The 25,861-nt window shown below is 66.7% G+C and carries 24 protein-coding genes; 15 read left to right on the top strand and 9 right to left on the bottom strand.

The window, feature by feature from the left end; translation table 11 throughout:
* The first annotated feature begins 47 nt into the window (after positions 1–47).
* The 5 genes from ABD923_RS04570 to ABD923_RS04550 all read left to right on the top strand — a co-directional run bounded on the left by ABD923_RS04570 (position 48) and on the right by ABD923_RS04550 (position 4,346).
* Positions 48–1,904, top strand: a complete 1,857-nt coding sequence (locus tag ABD923_RS04570) for an ABC-F family ATP-binding cassette domain-containing protein (RefSeq protein WP_259546426.1) — start codon at positions 48–50, stop codon at positions 1,902–1,904.
* A 137-nt stretch (positions 1,905–2,041) separates the two neighbouring features.
* Positions 2,042–2,536, top strand: a complete 495-nt coding sequence (locus ABD923_RS04565) for a cytochrome b (protein ID WP_259546427.1) — start codon at positions 2,042–2,044, stop codon at positions 2,534–2,536.
* Between the two features lie 18 nt (positions 2,537–2,554).
* Complete coding sequence (locus tag ABD923_RS04560) at positions 2,555–2,995, top strand: EF-hand domain-containing protein (protein WP_259546428.1); 441 nt, start codon at positions 2,555–2,557, stop codon at positions 2,993–2,995.
* Positions 2,996–3,103: 108 nt separating this feature from the next.
* Positions 3,104–3,721, top strand: a complete 618-nt coding sequence (locus ABD923_RS04555; RefSeq protein ID WP_259546430.1) for a MarC family protein — start codon at positions 3,104–3,106, stop codon at positions 3,719–3,721.
* Between the two features lie 40 nt (positions 3,722–3,761).
* The gene (locus ABD923_RS04550) at positions 3,762–4,346 is read left to right on the top strand and encodes a retropepsin-like aspartic protease family protein (RefSeq protein ID WP_310796367.1); all 585 of its coding nucleotides are present in this window, start codon (positions 3,762–3,764) and stop codon (positions 4,344–4,346) included.
* A gap of 8 nt (positions 4,347–4,354) precedes the next feature.
* Here the strand turns inward: ABD923_RS04550 and ABD923_RS04545 are convergent, their stop codons facing one another.
* Positions 4,355–4,834 (bottom strand): DNA polymerase III subunit chi, encoded by a 480-nt coding sequence (locus ABD923_RS04545; protein WP_259546431.1) that lies wholly within the window; start codon positions 4,832–4,834, stop codon positions 4,355–4,357.
* Between the two features lie 5 nt (positions 4,835–4,839).
* Positions 4,840–6,306, bottom strand: a complete 1,467-nt coding sequence (locus ABD923_RS04540; RefSeq protein WP_259546432.1) for a leucyl aminopeptidase — start codon at positions 6,304–6,306, stop codon at positions 4,840–4,842.
* A 213-nt stretch (positions 6,307–6,519) separates the two neighbouring features.
* On the opposite strand from ABD923_RS04540, the gene lptF reads away from it, so the two are divergent.
* The 6 genes from lptF to rsmA all read left to right on the top strand — a co-directional run bounded on the left by lptF (position 6,520) and on the right by rsmA (position 14,299).
* Positions 6,520–7,659: an LPS export ABC transporter permease LptF gene (gene lptF, locus ABD923_RS04535; RefSeq protein WP_259546433.1), complete on the top strand. Its 1,140-nt coding sequence runs from the start codon at positions 6,520–6,522 to the stop codon at positions 7,657–7,659.
* A complete protein-coding gene (gene lptG / locus ABD923_RS04530; protein ID WP_259546434.1) occupies positions 7,656–8,750 on the top strand; it encodes an LPS export ABC transporter permease LptG in 1,095 nt (364 codons plus the stop codon). Before lptF ends, lptG begins: the two co-directional genes overlap by 4 nt.
* Positions 8,747–10,927: an LPS-assembly protein LptD gene (locus tag ABD923_RS04525; RefSeq protein ID WP_259546435.1), complete on the top strand. Its 2,181-nt coding sequence runs from the start codon at positions 8,747–8,749 to the stop codon at positions 10,925–10,927. The genes lptG and ABD923_RS04525 overlap by 4 nt, the downstream gene beginning before the upstream one ends.
* Positions 10,928–11,059: 132 nt before the next feature.
* Positions 11,060–12,307: a peptidylprolyl isomerase gene (locus ABD923_RS04520; RefSeq protein WP_259546436.1), complete on the top strand. Its 1,248-nt coding sequence runs from the start codon at positions 11,060–11,062 to the stop codon at positions 12,305–12,307.
* Between the two features lie 10 nt (positions 12,308–12,317).
* On the top strand, positions 12,318–13,304 hold the full coding sequence (pdxA, locus tag ABD923_RS04515) for a 4-hydroxythreonine-4-phosphate dehydrogenase PdxA (RefSeq protein ID WP_259546437.1): 987 nt from the start codon (positions 12,318–12,320) through the stop codon (positions 13,302–13,304).
* Positions 13,305–13,456: 152 nt separating this feature from the next.
* Positions 13,457–14,299, top strand: coding sequence for a 16S rRNA (adenine(1518)-N(6)/adenine(1519)-N(6))-dimethyltransferase RsmA (gene rsmA / locus ABD923_RS04510; protein WP_259546438.1), 843 nt, complete (start codon positions 13,457–13,459; stop codon positions 14,297–14,299).
* Positions 14,300–14,354: 55 nt separating this feature from the next.
* Here rsmA and ABD923_RS04505 read toward each other — a convergent pair whose 3' ends face one another.
* The 6 genes from ABD923_RS04505 to ABD923_RS04480 form a co-directional block, all read right to left on the bottom strand.
* Positions 14,355–14,936, bottom strand: coding sequence for a DUF4167 domain-containing protein (locus ABD923_RS04505; RefSeq protein ID WP_259547418.1), 582 nt, complete (start codon positions 14,934–14,936; stop codon positions 14,355–14,357).
* A 270-nt stretch (positions 14,937–15,206) separates the two neighbouring features.
* Entirely contained in the window at positions 15,207–16,040 is an 834-nt protein-coding gene (prmC, locus tag ABD923_RS04500; protein ID WP_259547419.1) for a peptide chain release factor N(5)-glutamine methyltransferase, read from the bottom strand.
* Positions 16,041–16,158: 118 nt separating this feature from the next.
* Positions 16,159–17,232: a peptide chain release factor 1 gene (gene prfA, locus ABD923_RS04495; protein ID WP_259546441.1), complete on the bottom strand. Its 1,074-nt coding sequence runs from the start codon at positions 17,230–17,232 to the stop codon at positions 16,159–16,161.
* A 63-nt stretch (positions 17,233–17,295) separates the two neighbouring features.
* Positions 17,296–17,739, bottom strand: a complete 444-nt coding sequence (locus ABD923_RS04490; RefSeq protein WP_259546442.1) for a DUF1499 domain-containing protein — start codon at positions 17,737–17,739, stop codon at positions 17,296–17,298.
* Between the two features lie 65 nt (positions 17,740–17,804).
* Positions 17,805–18,953, bottom strand: a complete 1,149-nt coding sequence (locus ABD923_RS04485) for an acetate/propionate family kinase (RefSeq protein ID WP_259546443.1) — start codon at positions 18,951–18,953, stop codon at positions 17,805–17,807.
* Positions 18,950–20,335: a bifunctional enoyl-CoA hydratase/phosphate acetyltransferase gene (locus ABD923_RS04480; protein WP_259546444.1), complete on the bottom strand. Its 1,386-nt coding sequence runs from the start codon at positions 20,333–20,335 to the stop codon at positions 18,950–18,952. Before ABD923_RS04480 ends, ABD923_RS04485 begins: the two co-directional genes overlap by 4 nt.
* Positions 20,336–20,670: 335 nt before the next feature.
* Between ABD923_RS04480 and ABD923_RS04475 the strand changes: the two genes are divergently transcribed.
* Both ABD923_RS04475 and ABD923_RS04470 read left to right on the top strand, forming a co-directional pair.
* The gene (locus tag ABD923_RS04475) at positions 20,671–21,609 is read left to right on the top strand and encodes a nucleoside hydrolase (protein WP_259546445.1); all 939 of its coding nucleotides are present in this window, start codon (positions 20,671–20,673) and stop codon (positions 21,607–21,609) included.
* Positions 21,610–21,668: 59 nt separating this feature from the next.
* Positions 21,669–23,111, top strand: a complete 1,443-nt coding sequence (locus ABD923_RS04470) for a protein adenylyltransferase SelO (protein WP_259546446.1) — start codon at positions 21,669–21,671, stop codon at positions 23,109–23,111.
* Between the two features lie 158 nt (positions 23,112–23,269).
* Here ABD923_RS04470 and ABD923_RS04465 read toward each other — a convergent pair whose 3' ends face one another.
* Entirely contained in the window at positions 23,270–24,166 is an 897-nt protein-coding gene (locus ABD923_RS04465) for a DMT family transporter (RefSeq protein ID WP_259546447.1), read from the bottom strand.
* Positions 24,167–24,343: 177 nt separating this feature from the next.
* Between ABD923_RS04465 and ABD923_RS04460 the strand changes: the two genes are divergently transcribed.
* Together ABD923_RS04460 and ABD923_RS04455 are read left to right on the top strand one after the other, a co-directional pair.
* Positions 24,344–25,243, top strand: coding sequence for a tellurite resistance TerB family protein (locus ABD923_RS04460; protein WP_259546449.1), 900 nt, complete (start codon positions 24,344–24,346; stop codon positions 25,241–25,243).
* A gap of 92 nt (positions 25,244–25,335) precedes the next feature.
* Positions 25,336–25,749 carry a Fur family transcriptional regulator gene (locus tag ABD923_RS04455; protein ID WP_222187935.1) on the top strand — a complete coding sequence of 138 codons (414 nt, stop codon included), beginning with the start codon at positions 25,336–25,338 and terminating at the stop codon, positions 25,747–25,749.
* Positions 25,750–25,861 lie beyond the last annotated feature (112 nt).

The raw sequence follows: 25,861 nt of genomic DNA, 5'->3' as shown, positions 1-25,861 counted from the left end.
AAAAGGCGATGATTGACAGCCCGCACGCGGCACGTCACACCGCGCCCATGCTGCGTATCTCAGACATCTCCTATTCCGTCGCCGGCCGGTCCCTTCTGGAAGGGGCCTCGGCCACCATTCCCGCCGGGCACAAGGTGGGCATCGTGGGCCGCAATGGCACCGGCAAGACGACGCTCTTCCGCCTGATCCGGGGCGAGTTGACGCTGGACAGCGGCAGCATCGAGGTGCCCGCCCGCGCCCGCATCGGCGGCGTCGCGCAGGAGGTGCCGTCGTCCGAGACGTCGCTGATCGACACGGTGCTGGAGGCCGATGTCGAACGCGCCGCCCTGCTGGCCGAGGCCGAAACGGCAGACGGACACCGCATGGCCGACATCCAGACGCGCCTGACCGATATCGACGCCTGGTCGGCCGAGGCGCGCGCCGCCTCGATCCTCAAGGGGTTGGGCTTTACCGATGCCGAGCAGCAGATGCCCTGTTCCGCCTTCTCGGGCGGCTGGCGCATGCGCGTGGCGCTGGCGGGCGTGCTGTTTGCGCAGCCCGATGTGCTGCTGCTGGACGAACCGACCAACTACCTCGACCTCGAAGGCGCGCTGTGGCTGGAAAGCTACCTGGCGAAATACCCGCACACCGTCCTGGTCATCAGCCATGATCGCGATCTGCTGAACCGGGCGGTGGGGCATATCCTGCACCTGACCGACAAGAAGCTGACGCTCTATTCCGGGGGCTACGACACCTTCGCCCGGACCCGGGCCGAACAGCGCGCGGTGCAGGCCGCCGCCGCCAAGAAGCAGGATGCGCAGCGCGCTCATCTGCAAAGCTTCGTCGACCGGTTCCGCGCCAAGGCCTCCAAGGCCAAACAGGCGCAATCGCGGGTCAAGATGCTGGAAAGGATGGAAACGATCCGCGCGCCCGAGGATGCCGCGCGCACCGTCTTCACCTTCCCCGAGCCGGACCAGCTGTCGCCGCCCATCGTGAACCTCGAAGGGGCGTCGGTGGGCTATGACGGCACGGCCGTTCTGGCGCGGCTGAACCTGCGGATCGACCAGGATGACCGCATCGCCCTGCTGGGCCGCAATGGCGAGGGGAAATCCACCCTCTCCAAGCTGCTGGCGGGCAAGTTGCAGACGATGGAGGGGCGCGTCACCGCCTCGTCCAAGCTGCGGGTCGGGTATTTCGCGCAGCACCAGGTGGACGAGTTGCACCTCGACGAGACGCCGCTCCAGCACATCCAACGTGAGCGCCCCAACGAGGCGCCGCCGAAACTGCGTGCGCGGCTGGCGGGCTTCGGCCTTGGCGCGGACCAGGCCGAAACGCTGGTGGGCAAGCTGTCCGGCGGGCAGAAGGCGCGCCTGTCGCTTCTGCTGGCGACGCTGGACGCGCCGCATATGCTGATCCTGGACGAACCGACCAACCACCTCGACATCGAAAGCCGCGAGGCGCTGGTCGAGGCGCTGACCGCCTATTCCGGCGCGGTGATCCTCGTCAGCCATGACATGCATCTGCTCAGCCTGGTGGCCGACCGGCTTTGGCTGGTGAAGGACGGGCGCGTCGCCCCCTATGACGGCGATCTGGCCAGCTATCGGCAGATGCTGTTGAAGGGCGAGGACAAGCCGCCAAAACCCGAGAAAGCTGCGGAAAAACCCAAACCCAAGCGCCCCAGTCCGGACCAGATCAAGGAACTGCGCGCCGAGGTCCGCCGCGCCGAAGCGCGCGTGCAGAAGATCGAGGAGATGCGCGAGAAACTGGCCGCGAAACTGGCCGATCCCGCGCTTTACGAAGACGACCGCGCGGGCGATCTTGGGGTTTGGCAGAGGAAATACGCCGAGGTGATGGACGGCCTCGACCGCGCCGAGGCCCTCTGGATGGCCGCAGCCGAACGTCTCGAACAGGCGGATGCGACTTAAGGCGACCCCTCTAACTCATTGAAATTGTTTTTAAATCTTGACCGCGCGGCGCGACAGCGTGCCGCGCGCAGGCCGCATTTCAAAACATATATTTCTTATGTATATTATTGACAGGTGCAAATTGAAGGAGCCCTGTCATGGCCACCCCCGCCGGATACACGCGGACGCAGATCCGCCTTCACTGGATCATCATGGGCCTCGTCGCCCTGCAATACGTCTTCAAGGGTGCGATTTCGCAAGCCTGGGCCGATTGGTTGAACGGGGCCGAGATCGCCTTCAACCCGATGATCGCGCAGCACGTGTTTCTGGGCGCGCTGGTCGCCCTGTTGACCATCTGGCGCCTCGCCCTGCGCTTCAGCCACGGCGCCCCCGCCCCGGCGGGAGACGAAAGCGCACCTGGCAAGGCCAAGGTGGCGCTCGCGACGCAATGGGCCTTTTATGCCCTGCTGCTGCTGATGCCGATCTCCGGCTCGGTTGCGTGGTTTGGCGGGGCCGAAGGCGCCGCGACGGCGCACAATATCCTGAAATTCGTTCTGCTGGCCCTGATCGCACTCCATGTCGTGGGCGCGCTGGTGCAGCAATTCGTTCAGAAAACCAACGTCATGGCCCGGATGAAACATCCCGTGGCCTGACCCGAGGAACACAGACACATGACCACCCTGAAAACGACCTTGCTGATCCTGGCCATTGGCGCGGGCGCGGCCTTTGCCGATGCGCACGCCGCGCCGGGATCGCAATTCATGACCGCATGGGACCTCGACGCCGACGGCACCGCCACACTGGCCGAACTGCAAGAGATGCGCGGCACCGTCTTCGGCATGTTCGACGCCGATGAGGACGGCGTCCTGAGCGCCGAGGAATACGTCGCCTTCGACGCGGCCCGGATTGCCGACATGGAGAATTTCGAAGGGCCTGCCCCGGCCCGCGAGATGATGCAGAGGGTGGCCGACGGGCTTGGCCTGCCCCCCAACGACACCGACGGAAACGGCAGCGTCACACGTGAAGAGTTCATCGCCGGAGCCGAAAGCTGGCTCGATCAGATCGACCGGGACGGGGACGGCGCCGTGACCAGCGCAGATTTCATGCGCTGAAGGGGCCGGGGCGCGTGTCTCGTTTGCACCCGAGGCGCGCGCCCCGACCCGCCCTTTTTCGATCCATGAGCATTGACCTTTGCGCGCCCGCGCGGCACGGGTCTCAGCATGGAACTGGCCGCATATATCCCCGCCTTCGTGGCGCTCTTCGTCATCATCGACCCGATTGGCATGGCGCCGCTTTTCGTGGCGCTGACGGCGGGGATGGATGCCGTGCAACGGCGCAAGGTGGCGATCCGCTCGTGCCTGGTGGCCTTTGGCTTGCTGACGCTGTTCGGCATGGCAGGCGAAGCGGTGCTGAACTTCCTCGGGATCTCCATGCCGGCCTTTCGCATGGCAGGCGGCATCCTGTTGTTCCTGACCGCCCTCGACATGTTGTTCGAACGACGCAGCCAGCGCCGGCAGGGTCAGGCCGAGGCCGAGCATTCGGACGACCCGTCGGTCTTTCCGTTGGCGATCCCGCTGATCGCGGGACCCGGCTCCATCGCGACGATGATCCTCTTGACCGGGCAGGAAGGGGGCGATCTGCTGCACATCGCGCTGATCCATGCGGTCATGGCGGTCGTCTTGCTGGTGGTCTTCACGCTGTTCCTGCTGGCCGGGCGGTTGGAGCGCCTGCTGGGCGAGACCGGGATCAACGTGGTGACGCGGCTCCTGGGCATGCTGCTGGCCGCCCTGTCGGTGCAATTCGTGATCGACGGTTTGCGCGACCTGGCCGTGATCTGACGCCTCATCCACCCTATATGTTGGGCAAAGGGGTGTGCTGATGCTGAATGGCGAACAAATCGGAAGCCTGATCTACCTTGCGCTGCTGGGTACGGCGATTGCCGGTTGGCTTATGGCCTCGAACCGCCGCAATATCGGAAAGCTGACGCAATACGCGGCGATCTGGATTTTCATTTTCCTCGGCGCCATCGTCGCCGTAGGCCTCGTCACCGACATCCGCAACGACCTCGCCCCGCGCCAATCGGTGATGATGGAAGGCACACGGATCGAGGTGCCGCAAGCCGCCGACGGGCATTTCTACCTGGTTCTGGGGGTCAACGGCACGCCGGTGCGCTTTGTCGTCGACACAGGTGCAAGCGACGTGGTGCTCAACCGATCGGATGCCGAACGGGCGGGGCTCGACCTCGACTCGCTGATCTTCTCGGGCCGCGCCAGTACCGCGAATGGCATCGTCGAAACCTCGCCCGTCCGGGTCGATGCGCTGGAACTGGGTGGTATCGTGGACACCGGGGTGCGCGTCGTGGTGAACGGCGCCGAGATGCGCGCCAGCCTGCTGGGGATGAGCTACCTGCGACGGTTCGACCGCATCGAGATTGCCGACGGGCGTTTGCTGCTGGAGCGCTGACGCGCCCGTCAGGCGCCGTCTCGCCCGCCGGATTGCGCCTTCATTTCCCACCGACCGGATTCTTCCGACCAGTATTTCGCCTCTGCCCCTGCGTCGGTCAGGGATTTCCACTGTTCGCGGGCCGTCTGGACAGCCGCCGAGTCATGCCCGTCGAACAGGATCATGACGCGCGACAGCGCGGCGACCTCCGGTGCGCTCACGGCGGCCCCTTCGACGGAGACGAGGCAATCGGGCTGGTTGACCGCCGCCTCTGCGGTGGTCAGAAGGATCGGCTGATCGGTATCATGCGGCCCGCCGGACCGTCCGTGCGGCAGGAACTCGTCCCCCGACGGCCCAAGCCAGAGCTGCGCATCCAGCCGTTCCAGCATGTCGTCGGTCCTGCCGCGCACGGCCACGCGCCACCCCTGTTGGAGCGACTTCTCCAGCAGGCTGCGCAGCGTCACGTCGAGCGGCTGGCGCGTCAGGTGGTAGAAAAAGGCCGCGCCCAACCGCCCTACCCTTCGTAATTGTCACGCACGAGCCGGTCGAGCGCCAGAACGCCCCAGCCCGTTGCGCCCTTCGGCGCCAGCATCGTGTCGGATTTCACACTGGCCACCCCCGCGATGTCGAGATGGATCCACGGCGTGTCTTCCTTGACGAAACGCCCGAGGAACTGCGCCGCCGTGATCGAGCCCGCCGCGCGCCCGCCCACGTTCTTCATGTCGGCGATGCGGCTTTTGAGCAAATCGTCATAGGCCTGCCCCATCGGCAGACGCCACGCGCCTTCGCCCTCGGCGGCGGCAGCCTTGAGAAAGGCATTGGCAAACGCATCGTTGTTCGAGAAGACGCCGCCATTCTCATGCCCCAGCGCGATGACCATCGCGCCGGTCAGCGTCGCCAGATCGACCATCCCGGCGGGGGCGAATTTCTCTTGCGCGTACCACATGACATCGCAGAGCACCAAGCGCCCCTCGGCATCGGTGTTGATGACCTCGATCGTATCGCCCTTCATGGATTTGACAACGTCGCCCGGACGCTGCGCCCGGCCCGAGGGCATGTTTTCCACCAGCCCGACAAGGCCCACGACATTGGCCTTGGCCTTGCGCTGCGCGATGGCGCGCATGGCCCCTGCCACGACGCCCGCGCCGCCCATGTCCATGGTCATGTCTTCCATGCCGCCGGCGGGTTTCAGGCTGATCCCGCCCGTGTCGAAGACGACGCCCTTGCCAACCAGCGCAAGCGGCGCCTCGTCACCGCCACCCTTCCACTCCATCACCACGACCTTCGAGGGGCTTTCGGACCCGTGCCCAACGGCCAGAAGGGCGCGCATCCCGAGCTGTTCAAGCTCGTCTTCCCCCAGAACGGTAACCTCGACCCCCAGCCCCGACAGCGCCTTGAGGCGCCCGGCGAACTCCACGGTGGTCAGAACGTTGGCGGGTTCGTTCACGAGGTCACGGGTGAAAAACACACCGTCGGCCAGCGCGGCCTTGTCGGCCCAGGCATCAGTGGCGGCATCGGGTTTGGTGACCATGACGGTCGCGCCCTCGGCAGGGTCGCTGTCATCGCTCTTGTGATCGGTGAAATCGTAGCTGCGCAGGCTGAGGCCGAGGGCCAGTTCCTCGATCTTGTTGGTCGATCCGGCGCAGAGCGTCAGCGCGCCCTTGCCCCGCACCTTGGCCAGCGATGCCCCGGCCTTGCGCGCGTCCTCGACCGACGGGCGGCGCGAGAGTTTCAGCACCACCAGCATGTCGGCCGCCATCCCGGCGGGGAACGCCATCGTGATCGCATCCCCTTCCTTGGCCTTGGCGAACCGATCCGCCTCGACCAGCCGGGCCAGCGTGCCCTTGGTCAGACGGTTCAGGCGGCGCGCGGCGGGGTCCAGCTTGCCCTCGGGTGTGACGATCACGGCCAGGGTGCCCCCGGCGTCCTTCAGCGCGTCGAGATCGGTTTCGGTGAAGTCGATGGTGATCGGCGTCGTCATGGCCAAGGCCCCCTGCTCAGGTCAGCGTGTCATTCTTGTCGCGACATTAGGGCGGCGATGGGCGGAAGGCCAGATCACCCTTACGGCGGCGATGGAATTGGATTAAAACAAGATAACCGCGTTCGGCTGCCACCGGGCGCATCATCTGGGGTCCTCGCGCCACGCGCCAAAGACCCGAGGAAGGGAAGTGCCAGACGATGGGGGCGAAACGGCGTGGGGCGGTATGACCGCTATATCCTTGCGCAGCTTATGGTGCTGTTCGGCTTTTTCAGCCTCGTCCTCGTCTCCGTCTACTGGATCGAGGCGGCGATCGATTTGTTCGATGCGCTGATCGCGGACGGGCAGAACCTGTCGGTGTTCCTGGAATTCACCGCGCTCAGCCTGCCCGAGATCATGTTGATGGTCCTGCCGGTATCCAGCTTCGTGGCGACGCTTTACGTCTTCAACCGGATGATCAACGAAAGCGAGTTGGTGGTGTTGCAGACCGCCGGCCTGTCGGCGGCAAGGTTGCTGCGCCCGGTGTTTCTGTTCGGGATGATGCTGACGATCCTCGTTCTGATCCTCGCCAATGTCCTCGCCCCGGCGGCACGCGGCCAATACAATGACCGCCGCGCCGAAGTGGGCGAGGATGTCACGGGCCGTTTCCTGCGCGAGGGGCAGTTCATCCACCCGGCGGACGGGCTGACCGTCTACATCCGCGAGATCACCGAGTTGGGCGAGTTTCGCGACCTGTTCCTGCAAGATGCGTCGGCCGATACGGTCGAGGTGACCTACACCGCCACCACGGCCCTTCTGGTGCGGTCCGAAACCGGGCCGCGGCTTGTGATGTTCGACGGGATGGCGCAGTCGCTGGACCGTGAAACGGGGCGGCTCTCGACGGTGCAATTCGCCGATTTCACCTATGATATCGGGGCCCTGATCGCCGATGGCGGGGCGCGGCGCCTTGATGCGCGGGAACTCTCGACGCTGACGCTGATCTTCGCCGATGAAACGCTGGCCGAGGCCCTGCGCGACCCGTTGGCCGATGTGCTCTATGAAGGGCATGACCGGATCGGGCGTTCACTGTTCGTCATGTTCCCCCCCCTGATCGCCGCGGCGACGCTGATGCTGGGGCATTTCTCGCGCTTCGGGGTCTGGCGGCAGATCCTGATCGCGGTCATTCTGATCGTGCCATTGCAGGTGGTCTGGAACTGGTCCGAGGCGACGGCCACGCGCGATCCGTCGCTCTGGCCCCTGGCCTATTTGCAGGCTGGCCTCGCCGCGGCAATCACCTTGGCCTTGCTCGTGCTTGCCGGGCTAAGCCGACGGCGGCGCAGCGGTCTGATGCGCCGCATCAGGGCGGTGCCGGCATGATCCTGCATCTTTATATCGCCCGTCGCTTCTTGCGTGCGCTCTTCATTGTCGTGGCGGTCTTCGTGGGCATCCTCATGCCCATCGACATTGCCGAACACCTGGGGCGTGTCGGGCCCGACAACGGACTGGGCGCGGTGTTCCAGCTTTCGCTGCTGAACCTGCCCGGCGCGCTTTATGCTTGGCTGCCCCTCTTCGTCATGATCGCAACGCTCTTCATGTTCCTTGGGCTGGCGCGCACCTCGGAACTGGTTGTGGTGCGCGCGGCAGGTCGCTCGGCCCTGCGGTCCGCAGCCTCGCCGGTTGCGGTGGCCTTCCTGCTGGGCGTCGCGGCGCTTGCGGTGCTGAACCCGATCGTGGCGGCCACCACGCGGCAATACGATCTGACCTTCGCCCGGATGCGCGGGCTGGAGGAGCGCACCCTCTCGGTCAGCGACGAAGGCTTGTGGCTGCGGCAGGGCACGCCCGACAGCCAGACAGTGATCCATGCCGACGCGACCAATTCGGACGGCACACATCTGTTCGGCGCCACCTTTTTCGGGTTCGACGCCAACGGCCTGCTGACCCAGCGGATCACGGCACGCGAGGCGCTTCTCGAAGACGGCGCCTGGGACCTGACGGGGGTCACGCTCTGGCCCATCGCGGGCGCCGCCAACCCGCAGGCCGCCGCCGAGCGGTTCGAACGGCTCGTCCTGCCCTCGACGCTCACGGCCGAGCAGATTCGCGACAGTTTCGGCGCGCCCGAGACGGTGCCGATCTACGAGCTGCCCGGCTTCATCGCGCAGTTGAACGCCGCCGGGTTTGCCGCCGTTCAACATCGCATCTGGCTACAGATGCAATTGTCGAATCCGCTGATGCTCTCGGCCATGGTTCTGATCGGCGCGGGCTTCACGATGCGGCATACGCGATTCGGCAAGACGGGAATTATGGTCTTGGGTGCGGTTTTACTTGGATTCGGGGTGTTCTTTATCCGAGATTTCGCAGAAGTTCTGGGTGAGACCGGACAGCTGCCCGCCACGCTGGTCGCTTGGGCGCCCCCCGTGGCCGCCATTCTGCTGGCAGTGGGGCTGTTGTTGCACACGGAGGACGGATGACACGCCGCGCGCGTCATATCGTGACGACGGCCCTTGCCGCGGGGCTGATCGCGTTCGCCCCCTTGGACGGAACGCGCGCTCAAGGCGTGCCCGCAACCCTGATCGCCGATGACATCCAGTTCGACAGCGTGGGACAGGCCATTACCGCGCGCGGCGGGGTCGAGGTTTTCTGGCAGGGCACCCGGCTGCGCGCCGGCGCCATCACGTACAGCCAGAACGGCGACCAGATCACGGTCGAAGGTCCGATCACCCTGATCGACGGCACGGGCGACACGATCATCGTCGCGGATTTCGCCGACCTGTCGGCGGACCTGCAAAACGGCGTGCTGCAATCGGCACGGCTGGTGCTGGATCGGCAGTTGCAGATCGCGGCGACGCAGATCGACCGCACCGACGGGCGCTACACCCAGATGTACCAGGCCGTCGCGTCCTCTTGCGAAGTCTGCTTCGGCAACCCGGTCCCGCTGTGGGAAATCCGCGCCGAACGCGTGATCCATGACGCCGAGGAACAGCAGCTCTATTTCGAGGGCGCGCAATTCCGCGTGATGGGCGTGCCGGTCATGTACCTGCCGCAGATGCGTCTGCCGGACCCCTCGCTGAACCGGGCAACCGGTTTCCTCGCGCCCTCGATCCGCTCGGATGATGTGACCGGGACGCAATTGCAGGTGCCCTATTTCATCATGCTGGGCGACCATGCCGACCTGACGCTGACGCCATGGCTGGGCACCGGCGACAGCCAGACGGTGGAGTTGCGCTACCGGCAGGCCTTCCGCAATGGCGGCATCGGCGCGACGGGCGCGATCACCGCCGACGACCTGACCGACGACGACCTGCGCGGTTTCCTGTTCGCCTATGGCCATTTCGACCTGCCGCGCGATCTTGAACTGGATTTCGCGCTCGAGGCCGTCACCGACGACGGCTACCTGACGACATACGATTTCGACGATCCCGACCTTCTGGAAAGTTTCCTGCGCATCAGCCGCGTCGATGCGGACAGCTATTTCGAAGCCGGTGGCACGCTTTACAATTCCCTGCGCGACGGCGTCGACAACGACGAGTTGACGACCCAGGTGGCCCAGGCCAGCTACACGCGACGCTTTATTCCGGACCTGATCGGCGGGATCGCCGAGTTGAGCCTCGAAGCGATGAGCTATGCTCGCCCGTCTGACGAGATCGGCTACACCGTCCCGCTCGATCCATCGACGCCGCCGCTTGGCACCGACGTTTCGCGCCTGACGGCGGGCATCGACTGGCAGCGCTCTCACGTCCTGCCCGCAGGCGTGTTGCTGACCTACGAGGCCGCACTCTTCGCAGATCTTTACAGCGTGTCCGAAGATCCGGCGCTGAACGGCACCACGACGCGCGTGACGCCCTACGGTCAGATCGAACTGCGCTGGCCGACCCAGAACGTGACAGCCAACGGCGTCAGCCACTTGTTGGAGCCGGTCGTTCAACTGGCATGGTCACGCACGACAGGCGACAGCGTCCCCGTGGAAGACAGCGCCATCGTGGAATTCGACGAGGCGAATCTCTTTGCGCTGGACCGTTACCCCGGCTCCGACCGGCGCGAGGAAGGTACGCGGGCCAATATCGGCCTGAACTACACCCGCACCGACCCGCTGGGATGGTCCGCTGGCATCACGGCGGGCCTCGTTCTGCGCGAAGAGGAAATCAACCCTTTCACCGCCGGGTCGGGCCTCGACGGGTTGCAGTCCGACTGGCTCTTCGCGGCCCATGTCGGCCTTGATGACCAGTGGCGCCTGATCAACCGGGCAATTTTCGACAGTGATTTCGACTTCACCTCGAACGAGATCGCCCTGACATGGACGAACGAGAGCTACGACCTCGCCTCCAGCTATATCTGGCTTGAGGCCGATCAAGCCGAGGGGCGCGACGAGGACCTGTCCGAATGGGCGCTCGATGCCAGTTACCGGATCGACGATTTCTGGCAAGCCGGTGTCGATTGGCGCTACGATTTCGTGGAAGATGAACCGACCCGCACCGGGTTGTCCATCGGCTACCAAAACGAATGCGTGGACGTCGAATTCACGATGTCACGCCGCTACACGACAGCCAGCGACCTGGAACCGGCCACGTCCTTCGGGCTGACCGTATCGCTGAGCGGCTTTGGCGCGACGCGCGAGGGCCGCAGTCAGGCGCGCGCCTGCCGACAATGACGCATGGGTCATGAGGGGTTGCACAGCGCCCCCTTGCAGGGCCATGTGTCGAGGGACGAAACGCAAGACCGCCGGCGCGGCCCCGGGCCAGGCCTCCGGCCGATGCCGCACCGCAGACGAAGAGCAGACCGTATGACCCAGTTTCACCAGACACCGCGCTTGATGCCGATCCCCTTCCTTGCCCTTGTGACGGCGGGGTTGGCGATGCTTCTCGTGATGGCCCTGCCGGTCACGGCGCAAAGCCCGTTCTCGGCGGCGGCGCGTGTGAATGACGATGTCGTCACCTACTACGAAATCCGGCAACGTCAGCAGTTCCTCGAGGTTCTCAACGCCCCGAACACCGGCGCCGACGAGGTGCTGGAAACCCTGATCGAAGAACGCCTGAAGCGTCAGGCCGGCGAGATGATGGGGCTGGTTGCGGACGCCGAACAGATCGAGGCCGGCGTCGAAGAATTCGCCGCCCGCGCCAACCTCGGCCCCGAGCAGTTCATCCGCGCGCTGGTCGAGGAAGGCGTGGCGCCCGAGACCTTCCGGGATTTCGTGGCGAACGGGATCACCTGGCGCAATGTCGTCGGTGCGCGGTTCGGGCGGCAGGCCGAGGTCAGCGAAGATGAAGTCGAGCGCGCCGTTGCCGCAGGGTTCGACACCGGCGGGATGCGCGTGCGACTGGCCGAGTTGATCGTGCCGATCACGGCGCAGAACCAGGCGAACCTCGTCAGCGAATTGAACCGGCTGCGCGCGCAGGTCCAGGGCTCGACCAGCCGCTTTTCGGAAGCCGCCAGCCGGTTTTCCGCCGCCCCCTCGCGCGAGAATGGCGGCCTGACCGATTGGCGCCCCCTGACGGCCCTTCCGCCGCAAATGCAGCAGATGATGATGAACATGTCCGTCGGGCAGGTGACCGAGCCGATCAATCTCGGCAACGCCGTGGCGTTGTTCCAATTGCGCGGCCTGAGCGAGCCGACCGTGGCCGCCCCCGAAGTGTCCTCCGTGGATTACCTGACCATCGCCATCCCCGGCGGGCGCACGGCCGAGGCGCTGGCCGAGGCACAGCGCCTAGGCGACCAGGTGGATACCTGCGACGATTTCTACGGCGTGCTGCCCGGCGGGTTCGAGCGCGTGACCCAAGCCGTGCGCGAGATCCCCAGCGACATCGCCGTGGCCTTGTCGCGCCTCGACGAGAACGAGTTCTCGACCGAGGTGACACGAGGAGAAGGCGCGGTTCTGTTGATGACCATGTTGTGCGAGCGCAATTACGACGTGCCGGACACCGCCTATGAAGAGGTGCGTGCAGCCCTGTTCTCGCAGCGGCTGGAAGCCTTCGCATCCAGTTACCTGCAGGAATTGCGCGCGGACGCCATCATTTTCTACACCGAAGGCTGAGGCGCTGTCGGTGACACAGCCTGCCCCGATTGTCTTGACCCTGGGCGAGCCCGCCGGCATCGGCCCCGAGATCGCCGCCGCAGCCTGGGGCCGCCTGTCCGGTCGGCTGCCCTTTTTCGTTCTGGGCGATCCGAAACACCTTGAAGGGCTCGGCGTGCCCATCGCACCGATCCATGCCCCGGCTGAGGCCGGGACGGCGATTTTCCATGGCCTGCCCGTCCTGCCCCATGCCTTTCCCGCCGCGCGTGAGCCCGGGCGGCCATCGGCAGAAAATGCCTCTGCGGTCATCGAGGCGATCGCGCGGGCCGTCGACCTGGTGATGCGGGGCGAGGCCGGGGCGCTGACGACCGGGCCGATCCACAAGAAGGCCTTGCAGGACGGCGCCGGGTTCCGTTTCCCGGGCCACACGGAATACCTGGCCCATCTGGGCGGCGTCGACCGCGTGGTGATGATGCTGGCCGGGCCGGACCTGCGGGTGGTGCCGACAACCATCCATATCGCGCTGCGCGATGTGCCGGCGGCCCTGACCCGTCCCTTGCTGATGGACACGATCCGCATCACCGAGGCTGCGCTCAGGCACGATTTCGGGATCGAGACGCCGCGCCTGGCCATCGCCGGTCTGAACCCGCATGCCGGTGAAGGCGGGGCGATGGGCATGGAAGAGATCGAGTTGATCGGCCCGGTGATCGAGGCGTTGAAAGCCGAGGGGCTGGCGCTGTCGGGGCCGCATTCCGCCGACACGCTGTTCCACGCCAAGGCCCGCGCCCGCTATGACGCGGCGATCTGCATGTATCACGACCAAGCGCTGATCCCGATCAAGACGCTGGCTTTCGACCAGGGGGTGAACGTGACCCTGGGGCTGCCCTTCATTCGCACCTCGCCCGATCATGGCACGGCGTTCGACATCGCGGGCCAGGGCATCGCCGACCCGGCCAGCCTGATCGCCGCGCTGGAGATGGCGGCCGAGATGGCCATCGCCCGCAGCGCGCGACGCTAGGACCCGTCGAGGGACCGCGCCGTCAGGGGCATCGAGCCCCTTCCGGCGCCGACGCCTTGGGCGTCTTGCATATTTGAAGGATAAAGATGCAGCAGGTTGGGGCCTGTCGGCAGATGCTTGCGCCGGGAACCGGCTTCTGCGCATCTGGGCGCATGAGCGCCATCGACAATCTTCCCCCCTTGCGAGAGGTCATCGCGGCACACGGTCTGTCCGCGCGTAAATCGCTGGGGCAGAACTTTCTGCTGGACCTGAACCTGACGGCGCGGATCGCGCGGGTGGCGGGCGATCTGACAGGCGCCGATGTGCTGGAGGTCGGCCCCGGCCCGGGCGGGTTGACGCGCGGGCTTTTGGCGGAAGGCGCGCGGCGCGTCGTGGCGGTGGAAAAAGACGCCCGCTGCCTGCCCGCGCTGGCGGAAATCGCGGCAGCCTATCCGGGTCGGCTGGAGGTTCTGAACGCCGATGCGCTCGAGGTCGATTGGGCCGCGCACCTGACCCCGCCGGTCAAGGTGGTGGCAAACCTGCCTTACAATGTCGGAACGGAATTGCTGGTGCGCTGGCTGACGCCGCCCGCCTGGCCGCCGCTCTGGACCTCGCTGACGCTGATGTTCCAGCGCGAAGTGGCCGAGCGGATCGTGGCGCAGCCCGGGTCGAAGGCCTACGGGCGGCTGGCGATCCTGTCGCAATGGCGGACCGAGGCGAAGATCGCGCTGAGCCTGCCGCCCGAGGCCTTCACCCCGCCCCCCAAGGTCCGCTCTGCCGTGGTTCACCTGACCGCCCTGCCCGCGCCGCGCTTTCCAGCCGACCCGGACGTGTTGAGCCGGGTGGTCGCCGCAGCGTTCAACCAGCGGCGCAAGATGCTGCGCGCCAGCCTGAAGGGCGTGGCCCCGGATATCGAGGAGCGGTTGCGTGCCGCCGGGATCAAGCCCACGGACCGGGCCGAGCAGGTGCCCCTGGAGGGGTTCTGCGCCCTGGCCCGCGAGGTGGCAAAAGGCTGAGACCAAAAAAGGCCGCCATTGAGGCGGCCTTTTCAATCCGGTCAGAAACATACGCTTATTCAGCGGCCTCTTGCGGCGGTTGATCGCCGCCCTCGGTGCCCTCGGCCTCGGCGGTCGGGGCGCTTTCCTTGGGCTTGCGGCGGCTGCGCGTGCGCTTGGGCTTGCTTTCGGGCGTTTCGACAAGGCCGGAGTCGCTGTCCGAATTGTCGATCACGGCGTCAAACGGCTTTTGCTGGTCGCCTTCGCTCTTGGCTTCGGGTTTGGCATCGGACTTGCTGTCCTGTTTGGGCTCGTCGCCCTCGGCCTGCTGATCGCCCTTGCGTTGATCGCCCTGGCCCTTCTGCTGGGTGCCACCCTGCTGGTTTTGCTGCTGCTCGCGGCGCGCTTCCTGCTCGCGCTGCGCCTCGGCCAGCATCCGCAGGTAATGCTCGGCATGCTGCTGGAAATTTTCCGCCGCGACCCGGTCATTGCTCAGCTGCGCATCGCGCGCGAGCTGGTTGTATTTGTCGATGATCTGCTGCGGGGTGCCACGCACCTTCCCCTCGGGGCCGGAGCTGTCAAAGACACGGTTGACGATGTTGCCGACCGAGCGGTTGCGGTTCCCTTTGGACCGCGAACGGTTCTTAGATGATCTCATATTGGTTCTTTGATCCAGTTGTCCTGGGTTTGCAAAGGGACGAGGCCCACGCCCCGATCCGCTGGTGCGACGAACCGACGTGCAAGCACACAGGTCCGCGATTTCTGGCAAATGCGCCGGCGGCGGCCAAGGCCGCGTCGCCCGCTTGACCTGAGTAAGCACGCAAACCCGCGCGAAACAAGGCCAAAACGACGTTTTCGCCATATTTGGCCGTGAGAAGCGGCATTTTGCCCATCCGCGTGTCGGATCGGCACCGCTTGCCGCGTAACCCTAGGGCACTCGGGCCGAGGCCACGCGGTCCTTTCCGTTAATATCGGGGTGGAGACCACAATCCGCAAGCCCCGCCCCGGCCATCAGGTCCAGCAATGCAGGGCCCTGGTCTTCGCCGATCTCAAAGAGCAGGCGCGCGCCCTTGGCGGCATGCGCACCCAGTCCCGACAGGATCGCGCGATAGGCCGCAAGACCGTCGCCGCCGGGCGTCAGCGCCATCTGCGGTTCATATCGGGTCACCTCCGGGGACAGGCCCGCGTAGTCCTGCGCGGTCACGTAGGGCGGGTTCGACACGATGAGGTCGAAGGCGCCATCGACGCCCTCCCACCAATCGGCCCGCTGCAAGGTCAGGCGATCGGCAACGCCGTGGGCCTCGGCATTTCTTCGGGCCACCGCAAGGGCCTCGGGCGAGGCATCCGTGGCCAGCCCGGTCGCGTCGGGACGCTCGGCCAGCAGCGTGACGGCAATCGCGCCCGACCCGGTGCCGAGGTCGATCAGGCGCGCGAAGGGGGCTGACAGGGCGAGGTCGATCAGCGTTTCCGTATCGGAACGCGGGGTGAGCACGTCACGGCTGACGGCAAACTCGCGTCCGTAAAAGTTCCAATGCCCGAGGATCTGGGCGAGCGGCTCGCGCGCGGCACGACGGTCGAGCATCGCCTCTGCCTGCGCTTCGACGGAGGCTGCAAGCGGGTCGCCCGCCTCGCTGAGAAGACGCGCCGCGGACCAGCCGGTTGCCGCACGCAGGATCAGGCGCGCATCACGCTGCGCCTCGGGCAGGCCGATCAACGGGGCCAAACGGGCGACCGCCATCCGCAGCCAGACTGCACCCGTCATCGTCATGGGGCCGGCCTGCGCCCGCCACCATGGCGGACTCTTGCAAACGCGCGCCGGTGGTCAGCCCGGTTCGGCTCCGGGGGGCGGCGGCACGACGGGGCGCGGTCCTGACCTGCCTTCACCCCTGCCCCTCCATCTCGGCCAGCATCTGCGCTTGCGCGTCGGCGGTCAGCGCGTCGATGACGTCATCGAGATCGCCGCCCATCACCTCGCCCAGCTTGTAGAGCGTCAGGTTGATCCGGTGATCGGTCACGCGGCCTTGCGGGAAATTGTAGGTGCGGATGCGTTCGGACCGGTCGCCGGATCCGACCTGCGCCTTGCGGTCGGCGGACCGCTCCTCCTCGGCGCGGCGTCGTTCGAGGTCATAGAGCCGCGCCCGCAACACGCCCATCGCGATCTCGCGGTTGCGGTGCTGGGATTTCTCGGAACTCGTGACGACGATCCCGGTGGGTAGATGGGTGATGCGCACCGCCGAGTCGGTGGTGTTGACGTGCTGCCCCCCGGCCCCGGACGACCGCATCGTGTCGATGCGGATGTCCTGCGCGGGAATGTCGATCTCGACCGCCTCGGCCTCGGGCAGGACGGCAACGGTGGCTGCCGAGGTATGGATACGTCCGCCCGACTCCGTTTCGGGCACACGCTGCACCCGGTGCACGCCGGATTCGTATTTCAACCGGGCAAAGACCCCCTCGCCCACGATCCGCGCTGTCACCTCCTTGATGCCGCCCAGCTCGGTCTCCTGCAAATCCACGATCTCGACAGTCCAGCCACGTGCCTCGGCATAGCGGGTGTACATGCGCAGCAGGTCGCCCGCGAAAAGCGCGGCCTCCTCCCCGCCGGTGCCAGGCCGGATTTCCAGCATGGCGGGGCGGGCATCGGCAGCGTCCTTGGGCAGCAGCGCGAGGCGCAAAGCATGTTCGGCGCGGGGCAGCTCGTCGCGGATGCGGGCGATTTCCTCCTCGGCGAGGTCGCGCATCTCGGGATCGGCCAGCATCGCCTCGGCCTCCTCCATGCCGTTGCGCAGGGCATCATGGGCGGCAATCTGCGCCACGACCGGCTTCAACTCGCTGTATTCGCGGCTGATCTCGGCGATCTTGTCCGGGTCGGGCCCGGCATTGAGCTGCGCTTCGAGATACTCGAACCGGTCGGTGATCTGGCGCAGGCGATCGAGTGGGAGATTGGCGGGCTGCATGGATGTGGAAGTGCCGTGCAGCGCCCGCGCGGTCAAGAGCGCTTGACGCGGCGCAAGGCGCGGTCAGGGGGCCAGAGGCTCGGTCCAGCGGGTCACGCGCGCCCGGTTCGCGCCAAGGTCGGAGGTTCCGAAACGCGAGCGCGAAAAGATCTCGACCCGGGTTGCATCGCCCTCCGGCACCAGCCGGATCGACACCGCGTCGGGGAAGCCCATCAGAGGTGTGCGCACGACGTAGGTGGCGTGGCCCTCGGCCAGATCGCCCGCGATCAGCGTCGCGTTATCGGCCGCGGCAACCTGTTCGAGGATCGCGGCCGTCTCGGACAGCGAGCCGCCGTTGCGCGGCGCATCGTCCCCGATCAGCAGCACGTAATTCGGCGTCGAGGGCGGCGTCACCTCGGACGGCTCGACGTGCCAATCCTCCGCCGGCATGGAGACCTGGCGGAAATAGATCGCCCCGGCAACGATGGCGACAAGGATGAGAGCGGCGATGATCAACAGGATACGCATGGAACCTCAGGTGGGGTGCGGGAAGCGACGGTCAAGGGATGGTGTCTGTGGTGCGGGCGGATCGGTTACAAGAGCGCTGCGGTGGCACGCGCGATGACGCGTTCCTCATCGGTCGGCAGAACGAGGATGGGCACCGGCCCCGACTCGATCCGTGTGGCGTTGGCGGCATTGGCCTTGGCATCGACCGACAGCCCGAGAAAGCCGAGTTTCTCAAGCGCGCGCGCCCGGATCGGTGCCGCGTGCTCCCCGATCCCGCCGGTGAAGACCAGCGCATCCAGACCGCCGAGCGACGCCGCTAGCGCCCCGATCTCGCGCGCCAGTCGCGAGGTGAAATAGGCGACCGCCTGTTCGGCGCGCGGATCGGCCGAGGCCAGCAGGCTGCGCATGTCGTGGCTGATCCCCGACAGGCCTTTCAACCCGCTTTCCTTGTAAAGCAGCTTGGTCAGCGCGGCGGCATCGTATCCCGCATCGACAAGGTAGATCAGCACACCGGGGTCGATCTGGCCCGAACGGGTCCCCATCGGCATCCCGTCAAGCGCGGAAAAGCCCATGGTCGAGTCGACCGAAACGCCGTTTTTCGTGGCGCACAGCGAAGACCCATTTCCTAAATGTGAAATGATTACATTGCCTTGCGAGATACTGCTAAAGTCCTGCTTGAGCTTGGAGGTGATGAAATCGTAGCTGAGCCCGTGAAACCCGTAGCGGCGCACCCCTTGGTCATGGAAGCGCCGGGGCAGCGCGAAGGTGTCGTTCACCCAAGGATGGCCACGATGGAACGCCGTGTCGAAACAGGCGATCTGCGGCGCGCCGGGAAAGGCCGCGCGGGCGGCGGAGATCCCGGCAAGGTTATGCGGCTGGTGCAGCGGGGCGAGCGGCGACAGCGTCTTGAGATAGGCGATCAGGTCGTCGTCCAGGTGCCGCGGCCCGTCGAGATAGGGTCCGCCATGGACCACGCGATGCCCGATGCCCGCGATCTCGTCCCCGGCCAGCAAGGGTTTGAGCGCGGCGATGATGGCCGCGAGCGCAGCCTGGTGATCCGGGGCGGCGACCGCCGCGCGGGTTTCCCCCTCGCCCGTGTCCAGAACGAGCGCCGCATCGGGACCGATCCCGTCGACCTGCCCCCGCGCCTCTTCCACCGGGTCGTCGCCCTCCCGGTAGAGGCCGAACTTGATGGAACTGGACCCGGCATTGAGCGTCAGGATCGCCCGGCTCATGCCGCGTCCCCGGCCTGCGCATGGGCATAAAGCGCCGCCACCGCGCAGGAGGCCAGCCGCGCACGGTCGTCATCGGCCCGGCTGGTCAGGATCACCGGAACCTGCGCCCCCATGACAACCCCCGCGGCCTCGGCATGGGCGAGGAAGGTCAACTCCTTCGCGATCATGTTGCCGGATTCGAGGTTCGGCGCGACGAGGATATCGGCCCGCCCGGCGACGAGGCCCGTCAGCCCCTTGGTCCGCGCGGCGCCCAGATCGACGGCATTGTCCATGGCCAGCGGCCCGTCCACCAGGCCGCCGGTGATCTGGCCCCGGTCCGCCATCTTCGACAGGACCGCCGCGTCGATGGTGGACGGGATGGAGGGCGTCACGGTTTCCACCGCCGACAGGATGCCGACCTTGGGCGTCTCCACCCCGAGCGCGCGCGCAAGGTCGATCGCGTTCTGCACGATGGAGACCTTGCAATCGAGGTCGGGCGCGATGTTGATCGCCGCGTCGGTCACGAAAAGGAAATGGTCAAGGCCGGGCACATCCATCACGAAGACATGGGACAGGCGGCGATTGGTGCGCAGACCACCCTCTTTCTTCAGGATGGCATGGAGCAACTGATCGGTGTGGAGATGCCCCTTCATCACGGCGCGTGCGCGGCCCTCATGCACGAGCGCGACGGAACGCAGCGCAGCGGCACGGTGATCCGGGATGTCGATGATTTCGACGCCTGCGATGCTGACCCCGGCCTCTTCCGCGGCGGCCTCGATCTTGGGGCGCGCGCCCACGAAAACGGGTGAGATCAGCGTGTGCTCGGCCCCGAGGATCGCACCGGCGACGGCATCCGGCGATTCCGGGCATACAACCACGGTGCTCACGGGCGGCAGCGGCTCGGCACGGGCCAGCAGACGGTCGAAATTGGCGTGACGCTGCACGGTCAGGCCCGGGACATCGGCCCCGTCAAAGCTTTGGGCGCGATCCGGGGCGATGACCCGGACCTCGCCCTTGGCGACCGCGCCCGAAGGCCCCTCGACCAGCGTGCTCAGGCGCACCACGCCGCCATCGAGTTTCTCGGCCACCCGCACGGTCACGGTCATCTCTTCGCCGGCATGCGCGCGACCGCAGAACTCCGTATCCTGGTGCAGGTACAGCGTCCCCGGCCCCGGCAACTGGTTGCCAAGCACGCCGGAAATCAGCGCCACAATCCACGCCGAGGGGGCCACGGCCTCGGGCTTGCCATCGCCATCGCCGTCTTCCTTGGGCAGGTGCATCGGGTTCAGGTTGCCGCTGGCATTGGCGAAGACATAGAGATCATCGGCTCGGACGAGCCGCTTGATCTGCGCCTCCATTCCGATCTCCAGCTGGTCGTAGGGGATGGCGTTGAAAATGGTCATCGGCGTCTTTCGTGATGTGGTCCGGTCGGGCGGCAGATTAGGCGCTCATCGTAACACGTCCTTGATATGGGTCAGGCTTTTCCCGGGCGTGGGTTGGCAGAAAATTCCGGAATTTTCTGCGGCCTGGGGCGAGCGCCGCTCCGCCCCCCATCCTGGCGGCGTCTTTGGCTGCGCGCGGATGCCTCCGGCGGGCATATTTGCAGGATAAAGATGCGGGCAGACTCACCTATGTAGTCGGGTTGGGAAAAGACGACGGAGCCGGGGGCTTCGGTCCGCAAACGTCTTGCACCCGGACGGCAGCCGCGCAAGGGTCGCCCGAAAACGAGGATGCAAACATGACCCGCAAGATCATCATCGACACCGACCCCGGACAGGACGACGCGGTGGCCATTCTTCTGGCGCTGGCCAGCCCCGAAGAGGTCGATGTCCTGGGCATCACCGCCGTCGCGGGAAACGTGCCGCTGGAGCTGACCGCAAAGAACGTGCGGATCGTCTGCGAACTGGCCGGCAAACGCGACGCGAAGGTCTTCGCGGGCTGCGATCGGCCCCTGGGGCGCGACCTTGTTACGGCGGAATATATCCACGGCAAGACCGGTCTCGATGGCCCGGTTCTGCCGGACCCGACCATGCCGTTGCAGGAGGCCCACGCGGTCGATTTCATCATCGAGACCTTGCGCGCAGAGCCCGAAGGAAGCGTCACGCTCTGCCCCCTCGGGCCGCTGACGAACATCGCGACCGCCTTTCAGAAAGCGCCCGACATCATGCCGCGCGTGGCCGAGATCGTGCTGATGGGCGGCGCCTATTTCGAGGTCGGCAACGTCACGCCGGCTGCCGAGTTCAACATTTACGTCGACCCCGAAGCCGCTGAGATCGTGTTCAAATCCGGCGTGCCGATCACGGTCATGCCGCTCGACGTGACGCACAAGGCGCTGACCACGCGCGCCCGGATCGAGGCGTTCCGCGACCTCGATACGGATGTCGGCCGGGCCGTGGCGGAATGGACCGACTTCTTCGAGCGGTTCGACATGGAGAAATACGGCTCGGAAGGCGGGCCGCTGCACGACCCCTGCGTGATCGCCTACCTGATCAAGCCGACCCTCTTCTCGGGACGGCACGTGAATGTCGAGATCGAGACCGCCTCCGAGCTGACGCGCGGGATGACGGTGGCCGATTGGTGGGGGGTCACGGATCGCCCGAAGAACGCGATGTTCATGGGGGATGTGGATGCGGACGGGTTCTTCGACCTGCTGACCGGACGTCTGGCGCGGCTCTGACGGGGTGGCGGCGCGGGCCCGGCGCACCTAGGTTTGGTGGGACAGACACAGGACGCGCCATGACCCTCCAAGCCCGCTTCGACAATTCCTACGCCCACCTGCCCGACCGGTTCTTTACCCGGCAACGCCCCGAGCCGGTCGAGGCCCCCCGCCTGATCGCGGTCAACCGCCCGCTGGCCGAGCGCTTGGGCCTGACTTTGCCGCAAAGCGACGCCGAGATCGCCGACGTCTTTTCGGGCAACACCCTGCCCGACGGCGCCGAGCCCCTGGCCCAGGTCTATGCCGGGCACCAGTTCGGGGGATGGGTGCCGCAACTCGGCGACGGTCGCGCGATCCTGATGGGCGAGGTCGTGGCCCCGGACGGCGCCCGCTTCGACCTGCAACTGAAGGGCGCGGGCCGCACCCCCTACAGCCGCATGGGCGATGGCCGCGCCTGGCTGGGACCGGTCCTGCGCGAATACATCGTGTCCGAGGCCATGGCAGCGCTCGGCATTCCCACGACCCGCGCGCTGGCCGCCACCGCCACCGGCGAGGATGTCCTGCGCGAAGCCGTGATGCCCGGCGCGATCCTGACGCGGGTCGCCTCCAGCCATATCCGCGTCGGGACCTTCCAGTATTTCGCCGCACGACAGGACATCGAGGCGCTCTCTACCCTCACCGCGCACGTGATCGCGCGCCACTACCCTCAGGCCGAGGGGCCCGAGGGGCTGCTTGACGCCGTGATCGGCGCGCAGGCCGATCTCGTGGCCCGCTGGATGGGCGTCGGCTTCATTCACGGCGTCATGAACACCGACAACATGAGCGTCGCAGGCGAGACGATCGATTACGGCCCCTGTGCCTTCATGGATGCCTACCACCCGCAAACGGTGTTTTCCTCGATCGACCAGTACGGGCGCTACGCCTACGGCAACCAGCCGCAGATCGCGGTCTGGAACCTCGCCCAACTGGCCACGGCCCTTCTGCCGCTGATGCCGGACCGGGATGCCGCGATCGAGCGTTTCACCGAGTTGGTGAACGGCTTTTCCGGGCGGTTCGACCCGGCATGGCACGCGGTGTTACGGGCCAAGCTGGGCCTCGCCGAGGAGGAGGCCGACGACCTGCCCCTCGCCTTTGACCTGCTGGAGTTGATGGCGAAACAGGAGGCGGATTTCACCAACACGTTCCGTACGCTCTCCGGCCCGACGCCCGAGGCGATGGCCCAAGGCTTCCGAACCCCGGACGCCGTCCAGCCATGGCTCGACCGCTGGCGCGTCCGCCTTAGCCGGGAAACGCGGCCCGAGGAGGCCCGCATCGCGGCCATGCAAGCGACCAACCCGGGCCTGATCCCGCGCAATCACCGTGTCGAACAGGCGATCAGCGCGGCCTTGCGGGGCGATCTCGCACCGTTCCATCGGCTGACCTCCGCCCTGTCGACACCCTTCACGCCGAGCGAGGCGGAGGCCGACCTCGCCCAGCCCCCGTCCGAAATCGAGCGCGTCACGCGCACCTTCTGCGGCACGTAGGCCGCCCAGGCGAAAAGCTCCGATCTTTATCCTGCAAATATGCCTGCCGACGGCGTCACCGACACCCATCCGTTCGGGTGCCTGGTGCGACCTCGGCCACAGGCCGCAGAAAATTCCCGAATTTTCTGCCCCCGGCGACGACGCAGTCGGCGCAACCCCTACCTGGCTGTGCGCGTCGGCCGGTTGACCAGGATCAGGCCCGCCGAGACCAGCACAAGCGCCACGCCGATCTCCCACCCTACCGCTTCGTCCAGCAGCGCCCAGCCGAGCGCCACGCCGAAGATCGGCGACAGGAACGAGAACGCCGCGACCGACGCCGCCGGGTAGATCGACAACAGCCACAGCCAGAACAGGAACCCCGCCGACACGATCACCACCACCTGAAAGGCGAGACCGGCCCAATGGATCGCCTGCGGATCGCGCAAAAGCGGGCCGTAAAGCGGGGCGAGCGCCAGCAGGATCGGGGCGGAGACGGTCAACTGCCACAGAAGCTGCATCTCGGGCCGCACCTCCTTGAGCTTGGTCGCGCGGGCGCAGAGCGCGATCCCGGCCCACCCCATCGCGGCGGCCAGCGCCAGCAGATCGCCCAGAAGCGACGCCTCCCCGTCCCCGCCACTGCGGCTGACGATGGCCACGCTGACGCCGAGAAAGGCCAGCGCAAGCCCGGCCGATTTCATCATGGTCAGCCGCTCGCCCTCGATCAGGACATGCCCGGCCAGGGCCAGCCAGATCGGCATCGTGTAGAAAATGACCGAGACGCGCGTCACCGTCGTGTAGTCGAGCGCAAGGAACAGGCAGATGAACTCCACCGCGAAAAGCGCCCCGATCAGCAGCCCCGCGGGCACCGTCCCGGGCGCGATCCGCGCAGAAAGGCCCCGCGCCCTGATCCAGAGATAGATGCACAGCGCTCCGAAGAGCGACCGCAGCCCCGCGAAGAAGATCGGCTGCAGCCCGTCATTCGTGACCTTGATGACGACCTGATTGAAGGCCAGGAGTGCTGCGAACCCTGTCAGGGAAACCGCCCCGAAGGCGTCGATGCGCGATTTGCGGGGCATGGGGGCCTCTCGATCCTGATGGTGCCCTGACCTGCGCCCGGGACGACCGCCTGTCAAGGCGATCCGCCCGTTCCTTCCGGTCCGTTGCACCCCGCGCCGCCGGTTTCCCCTTGGTCAATCGACCCAACGGGTGCCATGCTCGACCCACCTTATTCATTCTGGCGGGGAGATTTTTCGATGAGTTTATTGCGAACATTGGCCTCGGTGGCCGTGGGCGTCGCCGCGGCGCGAGGCGCTGGCGCGCTGATGAACCGCGCCGACCGGGATCGCGACGACGAGGAGGAGGGCCTGCTCGACAGCATGCGCCGCTACGACCGGGACGACACCGGCGGTCTGGGCGAGCTTCTGGGCGGCGGGTCGCGCCGCGATGGCGGGCTTGGCGGGCTGATGGACCAACTGGGCGGCTCCGGCGCGCTTGGGGGTCTTGGCGGCCTCGCCGGCGGTCTTCTGACCGGCGGCGCCGCGGGCGGCGCGCTTGGGAGCCTCTTGGGCGGCGGGCGCGAGCGCGGGCGCGAGAATGCCTTCGGACGGCGCCTGAACGAGTCGCTGCGCACGGGGCGCGAACCTTCCGACCCGCCGACCGAGGCGGAAGAAGAAATGGCCGCGCTGATGATCAGGGCCATGATCATGGCCGCCAAGGCCGATGGGCGCATCGACGGGGCGGAACGCGAGCGGCTCTTGTCACGCCTCGGCGACCTCGACCGGCAGGAGCGTCGCTTCGTCGAGGAAGAACTTGATCGCCGCATCGACGTGCGCGATTTCGCCCGCGACGTGCCCAACCATCCCGGCCTGCGCGCCCAGGTCTTCGCCGCCGCGATGAGCGCGATCGATCTCGACAGCATGGCCGAGCGCCGCTTCGCCGAGGAGCTGGCCGAGGAACTGGGCGTGGACCAGAAGGCGCGCGGCACCGTCGGCCAGCGCATGGCGCGCGACTACGGCACCGAGACATGGGGCAAGGCGGGCCCGCCCCCCGTGCGAGACAGCTATGCCAAGGGGTCGGCCACGCGCGGCGGTCCGGTCCATGGCAAGACCATGCAGGGGACGCCGGGACAGGGACGGCCCTATCGCAAGGGCTGACACCCCGCGCGGGGTTCCCTCCCACGGCCAAATCCCATAATCCTTTGCGCCGCCCGGATTCGGTTCCGGGCGGCGGACGAGACACGGGGCCGATGACCGATACGATCGAAGCGCGCTGCGAGGCCAAGGGCCTGCGCATGACCGAGCAACGCCGCGTGATCGCGCAGGTGCTGGAGTCGTCCTCGGACCACCCCGATGTCGAGGAGCTTTATGCCCGGGCCACGGCCCGCGACCCGCGCATCTCGATCGCCACGGTCTACCGCACGGTCAAGCTGTTCGAGGAGTCGGGCATCATCGACCGACTGGAATTCGGCGACGGCCGCGCCCGCTACGAAGATGCCGAGCGCGACCACCACGACCACCTGATCGACATGAATTCCGGCGAGGTGATCGAGTTCGTGGACCCCGAGATCGAGGCGCTTCAGGAAAAGATCGCGGAGAAGCTGGGGTACCGGCTCAAGGGCCACAAGCTCGAGCTTTACGGCGTGCCGATCAAGAAGCGCTGAGGGGTTGCGCCGGGCCTTCGGCCCGTCGCCCCGCGCGGGCTGCGCCCGCGTTGGGGGGCTCTGCCCCCGCCGCCTCCGGCGGCTCCCCCGGCATATTTTTCGGGATAAAGAT

It is taken from the genome of [Roseibacterium] beibuensis (assembly GCF_039542305.1).
GTDB classification, from domain to species: domain Bacteria; phylum Pseudomonadota; class Alphaproteobacteria; order Rhodobacterales; family Rhodobacteraceae; genus Roseibacterium; species Roseibacterium beibuensis.
Note: the sequence above shows the minus strand (reverse complement) of the source record. Positions and strands in the feature narration are given on the sequence as shown.